The organism is Yonghaparkia sp. Soil809, from assembly GCF_001429705.1.
Taxonomy (GTDB): domain Bacteria; phylum Actinomycetota; class Actinomycetes; order Actinomycetales; family Microbacteriaceae; genus Microcella.
Map to the genome: position 1 here is coordinate 91,035 of NZ_LMSV01000001.1, position 19,221 is coordinate 110,255.

At 73.2% G+C, this 19,221-nt stretch carries 21 protein-coding genes and 1 tRNA gene; 6 read left to right on the forward strand and 16 right to left on the reverse strand.

Features of this window, described 5'->3' with window-relative positions; translation table 11 throughout:
• Positions 1-55: 55 nt before the first annotated feature.
• Both ASG83_RS00495 and ASG83_RS00500 read left to right on the forward strand, forming a co-directional pair.
• Positions 56-1,615 carry a HAMP domain-containing sensor histidine kinase gene (locus ASG83_RS00495; protein WP_055855803.1) on the forward strand — a complete coding sequence of 520 codons (1,560 nt, stop codon included), beginning with the start codon at positions 56-58 and terminating at the stop codon, positions 1,613-1,615.
• Entirely contained in the window at positions 1,612-2,277 is a 666-nt protein-coding gene (locus ASG83_RS00500) for a response regulator transcription factor (protein WP_055855806.1), read from the forward strand. The genes ASG83_RS00495 and ASG83_RS00500 overlap by 4 nt, the downstream gene beginning before the upstream one ends.
• Before the next feature lie 15 nt (positions 2,278-2,292).
• On the opposite strand, the gene ASG83_RS00505 is transcribed toward ASG83_RS00500, so the two are convergent.
• Both ASG83_RS00505 and ASG83_RS00510 read right to left on the reverse strand, forming a co-directional pair.
• Complete coding sequence (locus ASG83_RS00505; protein ID WP_055855808.1) at positions 2,293-2,667, reverse strand: hypothetical protein; 375 nt, start codon at positions 2,665-2,667, stop codon at positions 2,293-2,295.
• A 109-nt stretch (positions 2,668-2,776) separates the two neighbouring features.
• On the reverse strand, positions 2,777-4,009 hold the full coding sequence (locus ASG83_RS00510) for a phosphotransferase family protein (RefSeq protein WP_055855811.1): 1,233 nt from the start codon (positions 4,007-4,009) through the stop codon (positions 2,777-2,779).
• A gap of 192 nt (positions 4,010-4,201) precedes the next feature.
• On the opposite strand from ASG83_RS00510, the gene ASG83_RS00515 reads away from it, so the two are divergent.
• A complete protein-coding gene (locus ASG83_RS00515) occupies positions 4,202-4,450 on the forward strand; it encodes a hypothetical protein (RefSeq protein ID WP_055855813.1) in 249 nt (82 codons plus the stop codon).
• A 25-nt stretch (positions 4,451-4,475) separates the two neighbouring features.
• Here ASG83_RS00515 and ASG83_RS00520 read toward each other — a convergent pair whose 3' ends face one another.
• Complete coding sequence (locus ASG83_RS00520; protein WP_082598970.1) at positions 4,476-5,750, reverse strand: glycoside hydrolase family 3 N-terminal domain-containing protein; 1,275 nt, start codon at positions 5,748-5,750, stop codon at positions 4,476-4,478.
• A gap of 33 nt (positions 5,751-5,783) precedes the next feature.
• On the opposite strand from ASG83_RS00520, the gene ASG83_RS00525 reads away from it, so the two are divergent.
• From ASG83_RS00525 to ASG83_RS00535, 3 genes are read left to right on the forward strand one after another with little or no spacing between them, the layout of a single operon-like run.
• Positions 5,784-6,617 carry a UbiA family prenyltransferase gene (locus ASG83_RS00525; protein ID WP_055855816.1) on the forward strand — a complete coding sequence of 278 codons (834 nt, stop codon included), beginning with the start codon at positions 5,784-5,786 and terminating at the stop codon, positions 6,615-6,617.
• A 50-nt stretch (positions 6,618-6,667) separates the two neighbouring features.
• Complete coding sequence (locus ASG83_RS00530) at positions 6,668-7,168, forward strand: cation:proton antiporter regulatory subunit (protein WP_055858942.1); 501 nt, start codon at positions 6,668-6,670, stop codon at positions 7,166-7,168.
• Between the two features lie 2 nt (positions 7,169-7,170).
• Complete coding sequence (locus tag ASG83_RS00535) at positions 7,171-8,373, forward strand: cation:proton antiporter (RefSeq protein WP_055855818.1); 1,203 nt, start codon at positions 7,171-7,173, stop codon at positions 8,371-8,373.
• 2 nt (positions 8,374-8,375) lie between these two features.
• On the opposite strand, the gene ASG83_RS00540 is transcribed toward ASG83_RS00535, so the two are convergent.
• The 13 genes from ASG83_RS00540 to rpmA form a co-directional block, all read right to left on the reverse strand.
• On the reverse strand, positions 8,376-9,440 hold the full coding sequence (locus ASG83_RS00540; protein ID WP_055855820.1) for an LLM class flavin-dependent oxidoreductase: 1,065 nt from the start codon (positions 9,438-9,440) through the stop codon (positions 8,376-8,378).
• Between the two features lie 88 nt (positions 9,441-9,528).
• Positions 9,529-10,200 (reverse strand): pyridoxamine 5'-phosphate oxidase, encoded by a 672-nt coding sequence (gene pdxH, locus ASG83_RS00545; protein ID WP_055855823.1) that lies wholly within the window; start codon positions 10,198-10,200, stop codon positions 9,529-9,531.
• A gap of 63 nt (positions 10,201-10,263) precedes the next feature.
• Positions 10,264-11,676, reverse strand: a complete 1,413-nt coding sequence (locus ASG83_RS00550) for an aminotransferase class V-fold PLP-dependent enzyme (RefSeq protein ID WP_082514910.1) — start codon at positions 11,674-11,676, stop codon at positions 10,264-10,266.
• A 121-nt stretch (positions 11,677-11,797) separates the two neighbouring features.
• Positions 11,798-11,870: transfer RNA gene (locus ASG83_RS00555), tRNA-Ala, on the reverse strand.
• A 120-nt stretch (positions 11,871-11,990) separates the two neighbouring features.
• Complete coding sequence (locus ASG83_RS00560) at positions 11,991-12,386, reverse strand: zf-TFIIB domain-containing protein (protein WP_055855826.1); 396 nt, start codon at positions 12,384-12,386, stop codon at positions 11,991-11,993.
• Between the two features lie 85 nt (positions 12,387-12,471).
• Complete coding sequence (rsfS, locus tag ASG83_RS00565) at positions 12,472-12,858, reverse strand: ribosome silencing factor (protein ID WP_055855829.1); 387 nt, start codon at positions 12,856-12,858, stop codon at positions 12,472-12,474.
• Positions 12,859-12,883: 25 nt separating this feature from the next.
• Positions 12,884-14,317 (reverse strand): hypothetical protein, encoded by a 1,434-nt coding sequence (locus ASG83_RS00570; RefSeq protein ID WP_055855832.1) that lies wholly within the window; start codon positions 14,315-14,317, stop codon positions 12,884-12,886.
• Positions 14,314-14,937: a nicotinate-nucleotide adenylyltransferase gene (gene nadD, locus ASG83_RS00575; RefSeq protein WP_255357375.1), complete on the reverse strand. Its 624-nt coding sequence runs from the start codon at positions 14,935-14,937 to the stop codon at positions 14,314-14,316. The genes ASG83_RS00570 and nadD overlap by 4 nt, the downstream gene beginning before the upstream one ends.
• A gap of 13 nt (positions 14,938-14,950) precedes the next feature.
• Positions 14,951-15,151, reverse strand: a complete 201-nt coding sequence (locus ASG83_RS00580; protein WP_055855838.1) for a hypothetical protein — start codon at positions 15,149-15,151, stop codon at positions 14,951-14,953.
• A gap of 48 nt (positions 15,152-15,199) precedes the next feature.
• Positions 15,200-16,504, reverse strand: a complete 1,305-nt coding sequence (locus ASG83_RS00585; protein WP_055855842.1) for a glutamate-5-semialdehyde dehydrogenase — start codon at positions 16,502-16,504, stop codon at positions 15,200-15,202.
• 32 nt (positions 16,505-16,536) lie between these two features.
• Positions 16,537-17,325, reverse strand: coding sequence for a glutamate 5-kinase (proB, locus tag ASG83_RS00590; protein WP_055855846.1), 789 nt, complete (start codon positions 17,323-17,325; stop codon positions 16,537-16,539).
• On the reverse strand, positions 17,322-18,830 hold the full coding sequence (gene obgE, locus ASG83_RS00595) for a GTPase ObgE (protein ID WP_055855849.1): 1,509 nt from the start codon (positions 18,828-18,830) through the stop codon (positions 17,322-17,324). The genes proB and obgE overlap by 4 nt, the downstream gene beginning before the upstream one ends.
• Before the next feature lie 129 nt (positions 18,831-18,959).
• Entirely contained in the window at positions 18,960-19,214 is a 255-nt protein-coding gene (gene rpmA, locus ASG83_RS00600; RefSeq protein ID WP_055855851.1) for a 50S ribosomal protein L27, read from the reverse strand.
• Positions 19,215-19,221: the final 7 nt, after the last annotated feature.

Here is a 19,221-nt window from a genome sequence, read left to right on the forward strand (position 1 = left end):
TGAGAGTCCTCTCATCCGGGCGGGTTCGCGGGCGCACGGTGCCGATAATGAAGGCATGGTGCGCGCGATCGCTTTCCCGACGTGGTCGGTGCGCGCGCGCATCCTCGCCGTCATCCTCGTCATCACGACGGTCGGGATGACCTTCGCGGGCATCAGCGCGTACTTCGTGCAGCGCGACCGCGTCATCGAGAGCGTCGATCAGGAGCTGCTCGCCGCCGTCGAGTCCGCCAGGCAGGTGCTCGAGAACCCGCCCGCGGCCGCCGCGGTGGACGAGCCCGCGGCCGAGGTGCCCGCCGAGGGCGGCGCGGAGGCGCCCGCCGACGCGCCCGCGGCGCCCGCCTACGCGACGGTCGGGGAGGCGCTCGAGGCGATCCTGTCGTACGTGATCCCCGGCCGGCACGAGAGCAGCATCGCGCTGCTCGACGGAGCGCCCGCATGGCAGCCGAGCGTGACGGTGTCGTTCGAGCTCGCCGACGACCCGGCCCTGCTCGCCCGGGCGTGGGAGGAGTCGCAGGGCGGCACCGTCGTGCTCGGCACCGCCAGCACCCCCGCCCTCGAGGACGTCCGGGCCGTGCGCTACGTCGTCGCGCCCGTCGAGATCTCCGGCTCCGAGCAGCGCGGCGCCTACATGACCGCGATCGACGTGCAGCGGGAGATCGACGAGGTCGGCGGCGCCTTCGTCACCTACGCGTGGCTGTGCGGGCTCACGATCCTCCTCATCGGCGCCGCCGGCTGGTTCGTCTCCGGTCGCCTGCTCGCGCCGCTGCGCGAGCTGCGCCTGGCCGCCGAGCGGATCACCGCGCAGAACACGACCGAACGCATCCCCGTCCGCACGCGCGACGACCTCGGTGCCCTGACCACGACCGTCAACGACATGCTCGACCGCATCGACGGCGCGCTCACCGCCCAGCGCCAGCTGCTCGACGACGTGCGCCACGAGCTCGCGACGCCGATCACGATCGTGCGCGGGAACCTCGAGCTCCTCGACCCGCGGAAGCCCTCCGAGGTGCGGGCGGCTCGCGACATCGCGATCGAAGAGCTCGACCGCATGTCGGAGCTCGTGAGCGACATCGACGACCTCGCTCGCACCGAGCGCGGCCTCCTCGCGACCGAGCCCACCGACGTGGCCGACCTCACGGCGGCCGTCTTCGGCAAGGCGCAGGCGATCGGCGACCACGAGTGGGAGCTCGAGAGCTCCGTCCCAGTAGTCGCTTCGCTCTCGCCGAGCCGCATCACCCAGGCCTGGCTGCAGCTCGCCGACAACGCCGCGAAGTACTCCCCCGCCGGCTCGACCATCCGCATCGGCTCGAGCGCCTACCGCGGCGCCGTCGAGCTCTGGGTCGCCGACGAGGGCCCCGGAATCCCCGAGGAGTCGCGCGCCCGCATCTTCGAGCGCTTCGGCCGCGCCGACACGGGCCGCGGCATCGCCGGCTCGGGCCTCGGGCTGCCGATCGTCGCCGCGATCGCGCGCGCCCACGGCGGCCACGTGAGCCTGGAGACCTCGCCGGCGGGATCCCGCTTCGGCATCGTCGTGCCGGTCGAGTCGGACGCCCCCGCGCCACCGCCGCCCGCGGACGTGAGCCCGACGACCCGCGAGGACGGAGAGACGCGATGACGAGCATCCTCGTCGTGGAGGACGAAGCGCGCATCGCGACGTTCGTGGAGAAGGGCCTGACCTCCAGCGGGTACGCGCCCACCGTCGTCGGATCGGGGCGCGAGGCGCTCGACTACCTCGCCACCGGCTCGTTCGACCTCGTCCTGCTCGACGTCGGCCTGCCCGGCGGCATGGACGGCTTCGCCGTGCTCCAGCGCATCCGCTCCCGCGGCGATACCACCCCCGTGATCATGCTCACCGCCCGCACGAGTCTCGACGACACCGTCCAGGGGCTCGACGGCGGCGCCAACGACTACGTGCCGAAGCCGTTCAAGTTCGACGAGCTGCTCGCGCGCATCCGCCTTCGACTGCGCGAATCGGGGCAGATCGCCGCCGGCGAGACGATCCTCCGGCACGGCGACCTCGCCCTCGACATGCGCACCCGGCGGGTGACGGTCGGCGAGACGGCGGTCGACCTCTCCGCGCGCGAGTACGCGCTCGCCGAGCAGTTCCTGCAGCACCCCGACCAGGTGCTCTCGCGCGAGCAGCTGCTGTCGCGGGTGTGGGGGTTCGACTTCGACCCCGGCTCGAACGTCGTCGACGTGTACGTGCGATACCTGCGCGGCAAGATCGGAGCGGAGCGCATCGAGACGGTGCGCGGGATGGGCTACCGGCTCGTCTGATCGACGGGCGAGCTCCTAGTCGTCGACGTCGTCGTCGCCGTCGTCCGGGGAATCCGGCGAGTCGACGCTCTGCGCCGGCGCGACGGGCGCGACCGGCACGGGCTGCGGGGCCGGTGCCTGCGTCACGGCGGGGGCCGATGCGGGCGCCGCGGTCGCGGGGCCGGGCGAGCTCGACGGAGCGGGCGTGCTGCCCGGCACCGTCACGCGGTCGTCGCGCGCACCCGCGAAGAGCTTCGCGTCGCCGCGGAGGTCGGAGATCGGGGCGATGTCGACGCTCTCGGTCGTGTCGGCGAGCGGCATCGCCGTCGCGGCGGTCACGGCGCTGCCGGCGAGCACGCCGAGCCCGAGCGCCGATGCGGCGCCCAGTGCGATCCAGCCGTTCTGCTGCATGCCGACCCTCCCCGTGCACGCGGGCGCGCCGGTCGCGCCCAGACTCCATGGTGCCAGGATGCGCGGCGGAGGTGCCGGGGATGAGAGAACTCTCACCCTCCGGGGCGACTCACCAGGCGGCGGAGGTGAGGGGCGCGTCGTCGGCCGCGACCACGCGGTGCGCGCGCTCGATGAGCACCGCCGCGTCATCGGAGCCGGCGGCGGAGCGCGCGAGGGCGTGGCCGAGCAGCTGGGTCGCGGCGATCGCGTGAGCGCGGTCGGCGAAGCCCGCCTCGGGCCACGAGAACCAGCGGCGGCGCCAGCCGTCGGCGAGCACCGAGGCGCGCGAGGCGCGGAGCGTCGCGCGGCTGCCGCCGTCGTGCACGACGGTCGCGATGAGGTGCGCGTAGAGTGCGGCGGCGTCGTCCGCCGGGTCGCCCCAGCCGGAGGTGTCGATGTCGAGCACGCCCGTGATGGTCGTGGGTGCGGAGGGGTCGACCAGGAGCTGGGCGAGGTGGAGGTCGCCGTGGACCGTGCGGCTGGGCGGCGGTGCGCCGCCGGCGCGGAAGCGTCGCGCGATCGCGCGGGAGGTGCTCTCGATGAGGCCGTCGTAGGCGGGGAGCTGCTCGACCAGGCGCTCCTCGTACCAGTCGAGGCGTCGCACGAGCGATGCGCGCGCGGGGGCGGTGGACGGGACGGCGGCGATGCGCTGCATGAGCCGGACGATCTCGTCGAGCAGGGCATCCGGCCCCGAGACCCGGTCGAGCACCGAGATGAGCTCCGAGCCCGCGAGCGCCTCGAGAGCGACGAGACCCTCCTCGCTCCAGCCGAGCACGGTCGGCACGGGGACGCCCTCGTGGCGCCAGTGCGTGTGCTTGGCCTGCAGCGGCTCGGCGGCCGGCGGCCGGACGACCTTCAGGAAGTAGGCGGTGCGGGCGGTGTCGACGCGCACGACCGCGCGCTTGCCCGGGCGGTAGGCGGCGAGGCTCACGCGGAGATCCTCGATGGGGAGGCCCAGGCGGGCGAGCACGATCGAGGCGGCCTCGGCGTAGACGGCCGTGCGCAGCGCGGGCAGCGAGGGGTCGGCCGGGTAGACCCAGACGTCGACGCGCTCGCCCGTCTCGGGCTGCGTGAGGGTGAGCACCCCGGATCGGGTCGTGTCCGGCGGCGAGGTCTCGACGAAGACCGTGTGGTCGGCGGTGCCGCCGGAGTCGTCGCGAAGGGTCACGCGGTAGCCGTGGGTGAACCCCTGACCCGTCGGCTCGATCTGCAGCGCGTGCGCGTCCACGAGCGTCGCACCGAGCGAGCCGGCGACGGCGTGCAGCACATCACGGTGCAGAACCTGGGACTCGGAGGCGCTCATCGCTCTCATCATGGATGATCGGGGCCCCGCGCGCGAACGCGCCGCGCGCGGCCCGCGCGAACTCGTCGCGCCTCCTGGCGCGCCCGAAGGGCTCGACGTACCATGACAGCGAGCGACCGAACCCGAAACGAGGTCGCTTCTCAGGGCGCGTACCCACGCGCTCGAGTTCCTCAACCCGACGAGGAGCACCCCATGTGGAGTCTGCTCGCGCGCGGCGGCGCGGCGGCGACGGCGCTCACGAGCGCCGCTCTGCGCACGCCCGCCGTCGCGAGCGAGAGCTTCCACCGCACCATCGGGCTCGCGCTCGTTGGCCTCGTGCTCACGAGCGGCGCGGCGATCGGGACGCTCGCGCTCACCGCCGACGCGCAGGGCGCCGAGCGCGGAGTCAGCGAGCGCGGCGAGGTCAAGACGATCCGCGACCTGCAGCTGCCGACGCTCTGAGCCGGCTGCCGACTGCGGTCGGCCATCAGTCGGCGGGCCGCGCTCGCGGCGACAGGCCGACGCACTTCAGCCCGCAGTCGGAAAAGGGGCCGGTCTCGGCGGACGCCGCCCGACGCAGAGCGAGCACCCGGCGCAGGGAGTCGTCGACGGCCTCCTCGTCGACGCGACCGCTCGTGACGGCGGCGACGAGGGCATCCACGAGCGAGCCGACGTCGAAGCCGACCGAGGCGGGATCCCCCGGGAGGACGTAGAGGAGCAGGTCGTTGCCGGCGGCGAGGGCGCGGACCCCGTTCTCGATGGGGTCGCCGAAGTGCGCGTCGCCCGAGCGCTGGAGCATGAGCAGGTCGTCGGTGACGATGACGCCGTCGAATCCGAGCTCGTCGCGGAGGATGCGGATCCAGGTCGGGGAGAGCGAGGCCGGCAGCGGGCTCACGCTGTCGAACCGCAGATGACCGGTCATGACGAGGGGCGCCCCCGCCTCGATCCCCGCCGCGAAGGGCACCGCGTGCGTCGCCCGCCACTGGGCGAGCGTCAGGCTCGAGGTCGGGATGCTCACGTGCGAGTCGTCCGGGCTCGCCCCGTGGCCCGGGAAGTGCTTGAGCGTCGACAGCGCGCGACCCTGCTCGCCGCGCACGGCCGCCGCGACGCGCTCGGCCGCCGCCTCGGGAGTCTCCCCGAGCGTGCGCGGCCCGATGAACGAGCCGGAGCCGATCTCGATGTCGGCGACGATGCCGAAGTTGACGAGCACGCCCGCGCTCTCGACGAGTCCGGCGCGCGCGGCGAAGACGCCCTCGACCTCCTCCGGGCTCGCCGACTGCAGCGCGCGCCCGGCCGGCCACACGTCGCCGGGCAGGCGGGCCACCACCCCGCCCTCCTGGTCGATCGCGGTGAGCAGCGGCAGCCCCGGATCGGAGGAGAGAGCGCTCGTGAGCGCCCGGGTCGCCGCGACGTCGCCGGCGACGTTGTCGCCCATCAGGATCACGCCGCCGAGGCCGTGGCCGTCGACGACCGAGCGGATCGCGGCCGGGTCGGTCCCCGGCACGTGCACCATGACGAGCGCGGCGACCTTCTGCTCGAGCGACATCGAAGCGATGCGCTGGGCGACGTTGATCTCCGTCGGGTCGGCGGCGGGAGGCGCCGAGACCCCGCGGAGGACCGGCGAGGCCTCCGGCGCGGCACCGCACGCGGCGAGCGCCGTCGAGGCCGCGAGCAGGAGCGCGAGGGCGGCGAGGCCGCGGCGGATGCCCGGTCGCGCGACGCGCGCGGACCGTCCGGAGAGCGTCGTCGGGGGTCGGCGCATCGTTCCAGGGTAGCCCGCGCCTAGCATGACCCCATGCCCCGTCCCCTGCTCGCGCTCGTCGTCGCGGCGCACGCGGGGCCGACCGTGGTCGTGACGCTCGTCGCGCTCCTGCTGTCGCTCGCGTCGGGGCTGGGGACCGGGCGGGCCGCGCTCGTCGCGCTCATGATCCTGCTGCAGCAGCTGTCGATCGGCTGGTCGAACGACGCGCTCGACGCCGCGCGCGACACCGCAGACGGGCGGGCGGACAAGCCGATCGCGCGCGGCGACCTCTCGGCGCGGCTCGTCCTCGCGCTGGCCGCGGGCGCGGCGCTCGGCGCGATCGCGCTGTCGCTCCTGCTCGGCCCGGGCGCGGCGCTCGCGCACGCGGTCTTCCTCTTCGCGGGCTGGGCCTACAACGCGGGCCTCAAGCGCGGAGCGCTCGCGACCGCCTGCTACGCCGTCGGCTTCGGCGCAATGCCGCTCATCGTCACCCTCGCCGCGCCCGACCCCCGCGGCGCGCAGTGGTGGGCGATCGCGATGGGCGCGCTGCTCGGCGTCGCCGCCCACTTCGCCAACGTGCTGCCCGACCTGGAGGACGATGCGCGGCACGGGATCCGCGCGCTGCCCCACCGCTGGGGCGCGCGGGCGTCCGGGCTCGTCGCGCTCGCGAGCCTCGCCCTCGCCGCCGTGCTCGGCGTGCTCGGCCCCGCCCGCGTCACCCCGCTCAGCGCCGTGGGCGCCGCCGCGGGGCTCGCGCTCCTCGTGGTCGGGGCCGTGGTCGTGGCGCGCGCTCCGCGGTCGCGGGCCCTGTTCCGGATCATCATGAGCGCGGCCCTCGCCGCCGTGGTGAGCCTCGCCGGGGTCGGGGCCCTCATCGCGGTTTCGTAGCGTCCGTCGTGGAGTCGGCGGCGCCCGCATCCGCTGATACCGTGAGCGGCGTGGGAGTGCGCATCGAGAAAGTGGACCTTCCCGGCATCGGGACCCGGCACGACATCGTGACCGAGGACGGCCGGCGCATCGGCATCGTCTCGCACCGCACGGGCGAGCGCGAGCTCGCGGTCTTCGACGACGTCGACCCCGACGCCTGCCGCGAACGCGTGAGCCTGTCGGAGGACGAGGCGCTCGCCCTCGCCGACGTGCTCGGCGCCTCGGTGATGCTCGGTCAGCTCGCCGGAATCCGCGAGCAGGCAGCCGGCCTGTTCACCGAGCAGCTCCTCCTGCCCGCCTCCTCGCCGTTCGTCGGCGGCCGCCTGGGCGACACGAAGGCGCGCACCCTCACCGGCACGTCGATCGTCGCGATCGTCCGCGACAGCGAGGTCGTCCCCTCTCCCACGCCGCAGACCGAGCTGCGGGCCGGCGACACGCTCATCGTGGTGGGCACGCGGCCGGCGCTCGAGACGCTCGCGCGCCTGCTCGCCGACGGCACGCTGCCGAGCTGACGATGCACGGGACGACGCTCCTCCTGATCGAGGTCGGCGCCCTCCTGCTCGCCCTCGGGCTCCTCTCCCGGGTCGCCGACCGCGTCGGGTTCTCCCCCATCCCCCTGTTCCTCATCATCGGCCTCCTCATCGGCGAGGGCGGGATGATCCCTCTCGAGGAGAGCGGGGAGTTCTTCGCCATCGGCAGCGAGATCGGCGTCATCCTCCTGCTGCTCATGCTGGGGCTCGAGTACACGGCGACCGAACTCGTGCAGAGCCTCAGGCGCTCGCGACGCGCAGGCCTGGTCGACGCCCTGCTCAACGCCGTCCCCGGCGCGGCGATGGCGCTCATCCTCGGCTGGGGTCCCGTCGCCGCGGTCGCGCTCGCGGGCATCACCTGGATCTCCTCCTCGGGGGTGATCGCGAAGGTGCTGCGCGATCTGGGGCGCCTGTCGAACCGCGAGACCCCGACCATCCTCTCGATCCTCGTGATCGAGGATCTCGCGATGGCGTTCTACCTGCCCGTGCTCTCGGCCCTCGTGATCGGCGCGGGGCTCCTCGCAGGGGCGACCGCCCTCGTCATCGCCGTTCTCGTGGCGCTGCTGATCCTGTACCTGGCGCTGCGCCACGGCCGCATCGTCTCGGCCCTGTTCTCGCCGCACCACGCGGAGTCGCTCGTGCTGGGGGTGCTCGGTCTGACGATGCTCGTGGCGGGCATCGCTCAGCAGGTGAACGTCTCGGCCGCGGTCGGGGCCTTCCTCGTCGGCATCGCGATCTCCGGCCAGGTCGCGCGCTCGGCCGAGATCGTGCTCTCGCCGCTGCGCGACCTCTTCGCCGCGGTGTTCTTCGTGTTCTTCGGCATCGCCACCGACCCCGCCGACATCGTGCCGGTGCTCGTCCCGGCGATCATCCTCGCGATCGTCACGATGGCGACGAAGGTCGCGACGGGCTGGATCGCGGCCCGACGCGCCGGGATCGCCCTCCCGGGGCGATGGCGCGCGGGCCTGACCCTCACCCCGCGCGGAGAGTTCTCGATCGTCATCGCCGGCCTCGCGGTCGCGGCGGGTCTCCAGCCGCAGCTCGCGCCTCTCGCGACGGCCTACGTGCTCATCACGATCATCGCGGGCTCCATCCTCGCGCGCGTGCCCGACACCGACTGGTTCAAGCAGCGGATGCTCGCCCGTCGCCTGCCCGCGCGCCCCACCGCCCCGGCCCCCGCCGGCTGAGCTCAGCCGACGGGCACGGTCTCGGCGACGAGCTCGCGCACCATCGGGATGACCTCTGTGCCGTAGAGCTCGATCGCGCGCATGTTGGCCGCGTGCGGCACCGGCCCGGTCGTGTACTTCAGGTCGAAGCGCTGGACCCCCAGCCCCGTGACCGTCGCCGCGATCTTCCGGGCGACCGTCTCGGCGCCACCGACGTAGAGCGAGCCGTGCTCGATCTCGGCGTCGTAGTGCTCGCGAGTCGTGGGGCCCCAGCCGCGCTCGCGGCCGATCCGGCCGAAGGCGGCCTGGTAGTGCGGCCAGAACAGCTCGCGGGCCTCCTCGTCGGTGTCGGCGATGAAGCCGGGCGAGTGCACCCCGACGGGCAGGCGGTCCTTGCCCATCTGGTCGAGCGCGCGGTGATACAGGTCGACGTACGGCGCGAAGCGCTGCGGGTCGCCGCCGATGATGGCGAGCATCATGGGCATGTCGTAGTGGGCGGTGCGCACGACCGACTCGGGGCTGCCCCCGACGCCGACCCAGGTGGGGATGCTCCCGTTCGCCGTCTTCGGGTACACCTCGATGCCCGTGAGCGGTGCGCGCGTGCTGCCGCTCCAGGTCACGGGGCCCTCCTTGAGCACCTCGGCGAGCAGGTTGAGCTTCTCATCGAAGAGCACCTGGTAGTCGGAGAGCTCGAAGCCGAAGAGCGGGAACGACTCGGTGAATGAGCCGCGCCCGACGACGATCTCGGCGCGGCCGTTCGAGATCGCGTCGATCGTCGCGAAGCGCTGGAAGACGCGGATCGGGTCGTCCGAGCTCAGTACCGTGACGGCGGAGGAGAGCCGGATGCGCTCGGTGCGCGCGGCGATGCCCGCGAGCACGATGTCGGGGGCGGAGACCGCGTAGTCGTCGCGGTGGTGCTCGCCGATCGCGAACGCATCGATGCCGACCTGGTCAGCGAGGACGCCCTCGGCGACGACGTCGCGGATGACCTGCGGGTAGGGTACGGGCTCGCCGGCGGCGTCGTGGCTGACGTCGCCGAAGGTGTTGAGGCCGAACTGCAGGCCTGCCGGGTCGGTGGTCGCGGTCATGGTCTTCCGTCTCTCTCGCGGATGTGGCGATACGAGCGTATCGAACTATGCAAACGCATGGATGCCCGAGGCCATTCCCGCAGTCGACTCACGGCTGGATGCGCTCGAGCTCCCATCCCCCGCCCACAGCCGCGCGGAACACGAGCCGATCGTGCAGCCGCGACGTGCGCCCCTGCCAGAACTCAACCCGGTGCGGGGCGATGCGGAAGCCGCCCCAGCGCTCGGGCCGCGGGACGGTCTCGTCGTCGCGGAAGCGCTCCTCCGTGTCGCGGACCTTCTCCTCGAGCGCCTCGCGCGAGGCGATCGGCTGCGACTGATCGCTCGACCACGCTGCGATCTGCGCCCCGCGCGGGCGCCGCGCGAAGTAGTCCTCGCTCGCCTCGCGCTCGACCGGGTGCGCCTCGCCGAAGACGATCACCTGGCGATGGAGCGTGTACCAGGGGAAGACGACCGACACCGCGGGGTTCGCCAGGAGCGCCCGGCCCTTGCGCGAGGTGTAGTCGGTGTAGAACTCGAAGCCGCGCTCGTCGACGCCGCGCAGCAGCACGGTGCGGATCGACGGCTGGCCGTCGGGGTCGATCGTGCCGAGCACCATCGCGTTCGGCTCGTACACGCCGCGCTCGGCCGCCTCGGCCATCCACGCGGTGAACTGCGCGATCGGATCGGCCGCGACGTCCTCCTCCTCGAGCCTCTCGGCGCCGTAGTCGGTGTGGCGCCGGAGGGCGTCGTCGAGGGGGTCGGGAACGGCGTCGTGGCTCATGGCGACAGCGTATGGCCGCGTCGCCGGGAGCGGGCCGAGCGATCGGCGCACTCCCGCGGGGGCTCATTCCATCGTGTCGAGGATGCCGACGAGCTGCTCGAACGTCGTCGTCGGGTTCACGATCGCGAAGCGCGTGTTGGGGCGGCCGGCGTGCGAGCTCGCCACGACGAAGGCGTGCTGGTCGTCGAGCAGACGGTCGCTCCATGCGGCGTAGTCACGGGCATCCCACCCCTCGCGCTCGAAGACCACGACGGAGAGCTGCGGCTCGCGGACGAGACGGAGGTGCGGGCGTCTCGTGATCTCATCGGCGATGCGACGGGCCAGGTCGATCGAGATCTCGATCGCCTCGCGGTAGACCTCGGCGCCGAAGGTCGCGAGCGAGAACCACAGCGGCAGGCCGCGCGCGCGGCGGGTGAGCTGGATCGCGTAGTCGGAGGGGTTGTAGTCGGCCGCCTCGGTGAGGGTGTCGAGGTACTCGGCGTGCTGGGTGTGAGCGAGACGCCCGTGGTCGGGGTCGCGGTAGATGAGCGCGCAGGCGTCGAAGGGGGCGAAGAGCCACTTGTGCGGGTCGACGATGAGCGAGTCGGCGCGCTCGACGCCGGCGAACCGGTGTCGGGAGCCCGCCGCGAGCATGGCCGCGAGGCCGTAGGCTCCGTCGACGTGCAGCCAGAAGTCGTGCGCGTCCTTCAGCGCCGCGATCGAGGCGATGTCGTCGACGATGCCGAAGTTCGTGGAGCCCGCCGTCGTCACGACCGCGATGACCGCGTCGCCGTGCTCGACGAGCGCCGGCTCGACGTCGGCGCCGCGCAGGGAGCCCGACTCGTCCATCGGCACGATCGCGACGTCGATGTCCATGACGTGCGCCGCGGAGACGATCGAGGAGTGCGCCTCGGCGCCGCACACGACGACCCAGCGCTCGGGCCGGGGGCGACCGGCCTCGCGCAGCCGGCGGGCCCGGTGGTCGCGCGCCGCGACGAGAGCCGAGAGGTTCCCGACCGTGCCGCCCTGCACGAAGACGCCCCCCGCACCGTCGGGCAGGCCGAACTCGGTCGCGAGGAAGCGGAGCACCTCGTTCTCGGCGAAGACCGCGCCCGAGCCCTCGAGCCACGAGCCGCCGTACACCGCGGTCGCGGAGACGACCAGGTCGAAGGCCGTCGCTGCCTTGGTCGGCGCGGAGGGGATGAACGACAGGTACTGCGGGTGGTCGGTCGTGATGCACGAGGGGGCGAGCACGTTCTCGAACAGGGCGAGGGCACGGCGTGCGCCGATGCCGCTCTCGCCGATGCTGCCCGACGCGAGGCGCTTGAGCTCAGCGGGCGAGAAGGGCTTGTCGAGTGGGGTGTCGGTGCTCAGCAGTCGACGGCGCGCGTAGTCGAGCACCATGTCGGCGATCTGCGTGGTCTCATCGCTCACGACGTGCATGCGCTGAGCGGAGGCGGGAACCGAGCGGGAGGCGGCGGAGAGCGAGGAGCTCACGGGGTGGTCCTTCCGGGCCGGGCCGGCGCTCACCGCGCACGGCCTCCGGCGCGCCGCCCCGCCGATCGGGTCAGCAGGCGCCGAATACGACGAAACCCGGCCGAAACCGGGGATCGTGTCGTGGACCTGAGGGGATTCGAACCCCTGACCCCCTGCATGCCATGCAGGTGCGCTACCAGCTGCGCCACAGGCCCGCAGCCACCGGACCAGCCGATGACAACTCGATCACTGTAGTACACGGGGTGCGCCTCGGCCAATTCGAGCGACCCCCTCGGGAGGGTCGCGCGGGCGGAGGCCGAGGCCGCCCCGCTCGCTCAGTCGAAGAGCTCGCTCAGCCAGTGCTTGCGCTTGCGCGGGTACCCGCCCTGCCCGTATCGCGGAGCCGACGACGGCGAGTTCGAGCCCCAGCGCGGACGGCCGTGCACAGGGTCGCCGTACGGAGCGGCGTAGCCGGGCTGCGCGTAGCCGGGGGCGGGGAACCCGCCGGGTTGAGCGGGCGGGACGTCGCGCGGAAGCTCGACCCGCGGGGCGGCGGGCGGGGCGGCGCTCGCGGCCGTCGGGCCGGCGGCGTCGAAGCCCGCGGCGCGCTCGATGATCTTGTCGAGCTCGCCGCGGTCGAGCCACACGCCTCGGCACTGGGGGCAGTAGTCGATCTCGATGCCGTTGCGCTCGCTCATGACGAGGACGGCGTCGTCTGCAGGACACTTCATGCGTCGACCCTCCCAAGCTCCTCTATGGGAGCGCTGAGCATCGCGGGAGCCGGGGAGGCGCGGGGGTCGGACCGGCGCCCGGCGGTCAGACCTGGTCGGATGCCGCGGCGTGCTCGGGGAGGTCGATCGGGATGACCGGGCAGTCCTTCCAGAGGCGCTCGAGCGAGTAGAAGAGCCTCTCCTCCTCGTGGAAGACGTGGACGATGACGTCGCCGAAGTCCAGGAGGATCCAGCGGCCCTCGGCTCGGCCCTCGCGGCGCAGCGGCTTGGCGCCGGCCTCGATCATCTTCTCCTCCACCTCGGCGGCGATGGCCTGCACGTTGCGCTCGTTGCGCCCGGTCACGAGGACGAAGGCGTCGGCCAGCGGCAGCGGACCCGAGACGTCGAGCGCGACGATGTCGTCGCCCTGCTTGGCGTCGGCGGCGCGGGCGGCGACGCGAACGAGATCGATGGCACGGTCGGTGGCGGTCACAGCATCCTTCGGGGGTGGGGAGAGATCAGAATAGACCGTTGGCCGCGGCGACCACGAAGATCGTCACGGCGGCGATGGCCATGACGACGGTCGAGACGATGAGCACGGTCGTGAGCATCGCGCCGCGCGGACGCGGCCCGGAGATCACGTTGCGGGTCGCCGTGTGGCTGCTGACGGCGTTGATCGCGCTCACCGGGGCGGAGTCGGAGCTCACGAACTCGCGATCGCCCGGATCGATGAGGTCGTCGATGTCGGGGCTGTCGTGGACGGACGGGACGGCGCCGGTCGATGCGATGCTCGAGGGCACGTCGACCATGCCGGTGATGATGATCTCCCCCGTACCGGGGACGGGACCGGCGAGGCTGCCCACGGGCATCTCGGGAAGCACGAGCGCGTTCGTCGAGACGGATGCGGAGCCGACCTGACGGCTGAAGGTGTTCTCGAAGGGATCGTCGGCGGGCTCGTGGAATCCGGCCGACCAGTGGGACCCGGTCGCGGTCGAGACGGCGGGTGCCGCAACCTCGGAGGACGCGGGCGGGCCGGGCTCGATGAGCGGGGCGGGTGCGGACGCACCGGTCGAGGTCGGCTGCCACAGATGCAGGGGCGCCGGCTCGGGCTCGGGCACGGGCTCCGGCTCGACGGCGGACGACTGCTGCTCGTGCTTCTCGCGCAGGGCACGCAGCTCGCGGCGGGTCATCGTGTACTCGGGGAGCACGAACGCTCCGGAGTCGGCGGCCGTCGCGGCCGCGGGGGCCGAGGACGCGCGCTCGGGATCCGGCTCCGGGGACGCCTCGGGCTCAGGCTCGGGCTGGGGCTCGGAGATCGCCTGGAGGTCGGGCTCGGGGACATCGGCTGACGCGCCGCTGGCCGTCTCCGGGACCGGGTCCGGGTCGAGCGCGGCGAAGGCGGGGTCGACCGTCGGCGCCGACGCGACCGGGGCCGACGGCGCCGGTGCTGAGGGGGCCGGCGCGGCGTAGGAGCCCGACGGGCCCTGCTGCGTGCGGTAGTCGAGGGCGGCGTCCTCCGGCTGCGCGACGGGCGAGAAGGACGTGCGCGCGCGCTCGGCCGGCGGACGGAAGTCGCGCGTCCGGGTCTCGCGGCGGAGCCCGGGGGCGGTCGGCGGCGCGAAGGGCGGGGCGAGCGGGGCGGACGGCGGCAGCGCCGGCGAGTCGTCGCCGCTCGCGGGCGTGAGCGGCGAGAGGGGCTCGTAGCGGGGCACGCGCGGGCGCACCTCGGTGCGGTACTCGATCGAGTCGACCGGAGCCGAATGCGCGGGAGCGGAGTGCGCGGGGGCCGAGTGCACGGCCGCGAAGCTCGCCGAGCGCTCGGGGGAATCAGACTGAGGGGCATCCGGCTGAGCGAGCGGCGCCGGATCGCGGGGCTCGCCGATCGTCTGCGCGTCCTGCTGCGCGCGACGGGCGGCCCGGCGGCTGAGCGGCGGTTCGTTCGAGGTGGTCATGACGAGCTTCTCCGGTACAGGCGGTGCTTGGCGATGTACTGGACGACGCCATCCGGAACCAAGTACCACACGGGCGATCCCCGCCCCACGCGCTCGCGGCAGTCGGTCGACGAGATCGCCAGGGCCGGAATCTCGACCAAGCTTACGTCGCCCTCGGGCAGCCCGCGTGCAGTGAGCGGGTGACCCGGGCGGCTCACCGCGACGAAGTGCGCGAGCTCCCAGAGCTCCGCGACGTCCTTCCAGTCGAGGATCTGGGCGATGGCGTCGGCACCGGAGATGAAGTACAGCTCGGCGTCGGGGAAGCGCTTCCGCAGGTCGCGGAGGGTGTCGATCGTGTAGGTGGGCCCGTCGCGGTCGATGTCGACGCGGCTGACGCTGAAGCTCGGGTTCGACGCGGTCGCGATGACCGTCATGAGGTAGCGGTGCTCGCTGCCCGTGGCCTCCGGCTTCAGGTACGGCTGGCCGGTCGGGACGAAGACGACCTCGTCGAGCTGGAAGTGGTCGGCGACCTCGCTCGCGGCCACGAGGTGACCGTGGTGGATCGGATCGAAGGTGCCGCCCATGATGCCGATCCGCGCCCGCGCGGGTGCGGACGACGGGGCGGCGGCGAGGGCGGAGATCGCGCCGGCCGGTCTAGTGGTGGCCGCCGTCGTGACCGGCGTCGTGGCCGCGGGCGGGGCCCTTGCCCGCGTGGCGGTTGGCGACGTCGCGGTAGGTGAAGGTCACGATGCCCATCATGAGGAATGCGAGAGCGGCGACACCGGCGATCACGAGCGGCGGAGCGATGAGCGGGGCGAGCTCCTCCGAGGCGATGAGGAGGCTGGTGAGCGACATGCGGGTTCTCCTGACGGTGTCGGGGCGGCCGGTGCAGTCTATCGCGGCCTAGCCGCGAACCTGCCCGTCGCCGCGCACGATCCACTTGGTGCTCGTGAGCTCGGGCAGACCCATGGGCCCGCGCGCGTGGAGCTTCTGCGTGGAGATGCCGACCTCGGCCCCGAAGCCGAACTCGCCCCCGTCGCTGAACCGCGTCGAGGCGTTGACCATCACGACGGCCGAGTCGACCTCGGCGAGGAAGCGCTCGGCGTTGGCCATGTCGGCGGTGATGATCGACTCGGTGTGCTGGGTCGAGAACCGGCGGATGTGCGCGAGCGCCGCATCCAGATCGTCGACGACGGCGACCGACATCTCGAGGGCCATGTGCTCGGTGGCGAAGTCCTCGTCGGTGGCGGGCTCGAGATCGCCCGCGACGGCGCGAGCGCGCTCGTCGCCGCGCACCGTGACGCCGGATGCCCGCAGGGCCTCCAGCATCGGCGGCAGCAGGCGGGCGGCCGCGTCGCGGTGCACGAGCACCGTCTCGACCGCGTTGCAGACGCTCGGCCGCTGCACCTTGGCGTTGTGGACGATCTCGACGGCCATGGACTCGTCGGCGCTCGCGTCGAGGACGATGTGGACGACGCCCGCGCCGGTCTCGATGACGGGAACGGTCGACTCGCGCACGACGGTCTGGATGAGGTCGGCGCTGCCGCGCGGGATGAGCACGTCGACGTACCCGCGCGCGCGCATGAGCTCGGTCGCGCCCGCGCGGCCGAAGGGGTCGATCGTCTGGACGGCCGCGGCGGGCATACCGACCGACTCGAGCGCCGCGCGGATGAGCGCGACGAGCTCGCGGTTGGTGCTCTCGGCCGCGCTGCCGCCGCGGAGGACCGCGGCGTTGCCGCTCTTGAGCGCGAGCGCGGCGATATCGATCGTGACGTTGGGGCGCGCTTCGTAGATGGCGCCGACGACGCCGAAGGGCACGCGCACCTGGCTCAGGCGCACGCCGTTGGGAAGCGTCGAGCCGCGCACGACGGTGCCGACCGGGTCGGGCAGGGCGATGACGTCGCGCACGGCGCGCGCGAGGCCGGCGATGCGCGCCTCGTCGAGCCGGAGGCGGTCGAGGAGGCCGGCGGAGAGTCCGTTCTCCCTGCCGTTGGCGAGGTCGAGCTCGTTGGCGGCGAGCACGCGCTCGACGCCGCCCTCGAGCTCGCGCGCGATGGCCTCGAGCGCGGCGTTCTTGGCGTTCGCGGTGAGGGTCGCGAGCGCGCGCGAGGCGTCCTTCGCGGCGCTCAGGACGTCGAGGAGCCCGGGCGTCGTGATCGCGGGCGCGGAGGCGGGAGGAGCGGTGGGAGCGCCGGCGGGAGCGGTCATGCTCCCAGTGTAGGCGCGGGCTCGGGGCCCGATCAGTCGGGCGGGGCCGCCTCGAACCAGGTGCCGACGGCCTCGCCGCGGAGGGCCGCTCCGACGTTGCCGGTCGAGGTGAGCACGACGGGGATCCCGTTCCCGACCGCGTGGCGCGCCGCCGCGATCTTGGTGCCCGCTCCCCCGGTGCCGACGCCGGCCGCGCCGATGTCGCCGAGCTCGACGCCGCCGAGGTCGTCATCGTGGGCGACGTGCTCGATGCGCTCGGCGCCCGGCTCGTGCGGCGGGCGCGTGTAGAGCGCGTCGACGTCGCTGAGCAGCACGAGCAGGTCGGCGTGGACGAGCTCGCTCACGAGAGCCGCGAGGCGGTCATTGTCGCCGAAGCGGATCTCCTGGGTGGCGACCGTGTCGTTCTCGTTGACGATCGGCAGCACCCGGAGCCCGAGCAGGCGCTCCATGGCGCGCTGCGCGTTCGATCGGGGCGTGGAGTGCTCGAGGTCGGTCGCGGTGAGCAGGATCTGCCCGGCGACGAGGTCGTAGCGCGCCAGGCTCTCCTGGTAGCGCACCATGAGCACGTTCTGCCCGACGGCGGCCGCGGCCTGCTGCGTCGCCAGATCGGTGGGACGGGCATCCAGCGCCAAGAAGGGGATGCCCGTGGCGATCGCTCCCGACGACACGAGCACGACCTCCGCACCGCGCGCGTGCAGCGCCGCGAGCGCGTCGACGAGCGGGCCGATCTGCGCGGCGTTCTCGCCGCTGATCGACGACGAGCCGACCTTCACGACGACCCGATGGGCGGTCACGACCTCCGGTCGCACGCCTGACGTCACTCGTCCTCCCCGGAGTAGATGCCGGCCGCCCGCTCGCGCTCGAGCTCGGCGCGCGCCTCGGTCTTGGCGTCCATGCGCTCCTTGTAGCTCTGGCGGCGCTGGCTCGTCGTGGGCCGGTTGAGGGCGTCGAGGCGCGCGTCGGTGCCGCGCGGGGCGGTCATGAGCTCGGCGGCGCTCGTGAGGGTGGGCTCCCAGTCGAAGACCATGCCGTCGCGGCCGCCGATGACGACGGTCGCCCCGGCCACGGCGCCCTTGGCGAAGAGCTCGCGCTCGACGCCGAGCTTCGCGAGCCGGTCGGCGAGGTAGCCGACCGCCTCGTCGTTCGTGAAGTCCGTCTGCTGCACCCAGCGCTCGGGCTTCGCACCGCGCACGCGGTAGATCGTGCCCTCGTGCGTGCCCTCGGCGGTGACGGTGAAGTCGACGGCGTCGACGGCGCGCGGGCGGATCACGATGCGCTCGCGCGAGGCGCTCTCGGCGATGCGTGCGGCGCGGTCGCGCTCGACGAGCTCGGCGAGGGCGAAGGTCAGCTGGCGCAGGCCCTCGCGGCTGACGGCGCTGATCTCGAACACGCGATAGCCGCGCGCCTCGAGCTCGGGGCGCACCATGTCGGCGAGGTCGCGGCCCTCGGGCACGTCGACCTTGTTGAGGGCGACGAGCTGCGGGCGCTCCAGCAGGGGCGTCTGCCCCTCGGGCACCGGGTACTGGGCGAGCTCGCCGAGGATGACGTCGAGGTCGCTGAGCGGGTCGCGGCCGGGCTCGAGGGTCGCGCAGTCGAGCACGTGGAGCAGGGCGGTGCAGCGCTCGACGTGACGGAGGAACTCCAGACCCAGGCCCTTGCCCTCGCTGGCGCCCTCGATGAGGCCGGGCACGTCGGCGACGGTGAACCGGCTCTCGCCCGACTCGACGACGCCGAGGTTCGGGTGCAGGGTCGTGAACGGGTAGTCGGCGATCTTCGGCTTCGCGGCCGATATCGCGGCGATGAGGCTCGACTTGCCCGCGCTCGGGAACCCCACGAGTGCGACGTCGGCGACCGTCTTGAGCTCGAGGAGGATGTCCCCCTCCCAGCCCAGCGTGCCGAGCAGCGCGAAGCCGGGGGCCTTGCGCTTGGTCGTCGCGAGCGCGGCATTGCCGAGCCCGCCCTGACCTCCCGGGGCGATGACGATGCTCATGCCGGGCTCGGCGAGGTCGGCGAGCTCCTCGCCGTTCTCGTCGCGGACGACGGTGCCGACCGGAACGGGGAGGATCAGGTCGCCGCCGGAGAAGCCCGAGCGGTTGTCGCCCATGCCGGGACCGCCGTTGTCGCTCGAGCGGTGCGGCCGCCGATGGTACGGCAGCAGGGTGGTCTCCTGGGCGTCGGCGACGAGGACGATGTCGCCGCCGTCGCCTCCGTTGCCGCCGTCGGGGCCTGCGAGCGGCTTGAACTTCTCGCGGCGCACCGAGACGCACCCGTGCCCGCCGTGGCCGGCGCGGACGTGGAGGGTCACGCGGTCGACGAAGGTCGCCATGGCTGTTCCCTCCTGTGGATCATGAGCGGGGCATCCGCCGTACGGGCGAATAGGCCCTGAACGACGAATGGACGGGCCGAAGCCCGCCCATTCGCTGACGTTGCGGTCGTGAGACCGAGACCTGAATGCTCAGGCGCTGGCGACGATGTTGACGACCTTGCGGCCGCCCTTGCGCCCGAACTCGACGGCGCCGGCCGACAGCGCGAACAGCGTGTCGTCTCCGCCGCGCCCGACGTTGGCGCCGGGGTGGAAGTGGGTGCCGCGCTGGCGGACGATGATCTCGCCGGCCTTGACGACCTGGCCGCCGAAGCGCTTCACACCCAGGTACTGGGGGTTGGAGTCGCGGCCGTTGCGGGTGGACGAAGCGCCCTTCTTGTGTGCCATTCTTCGC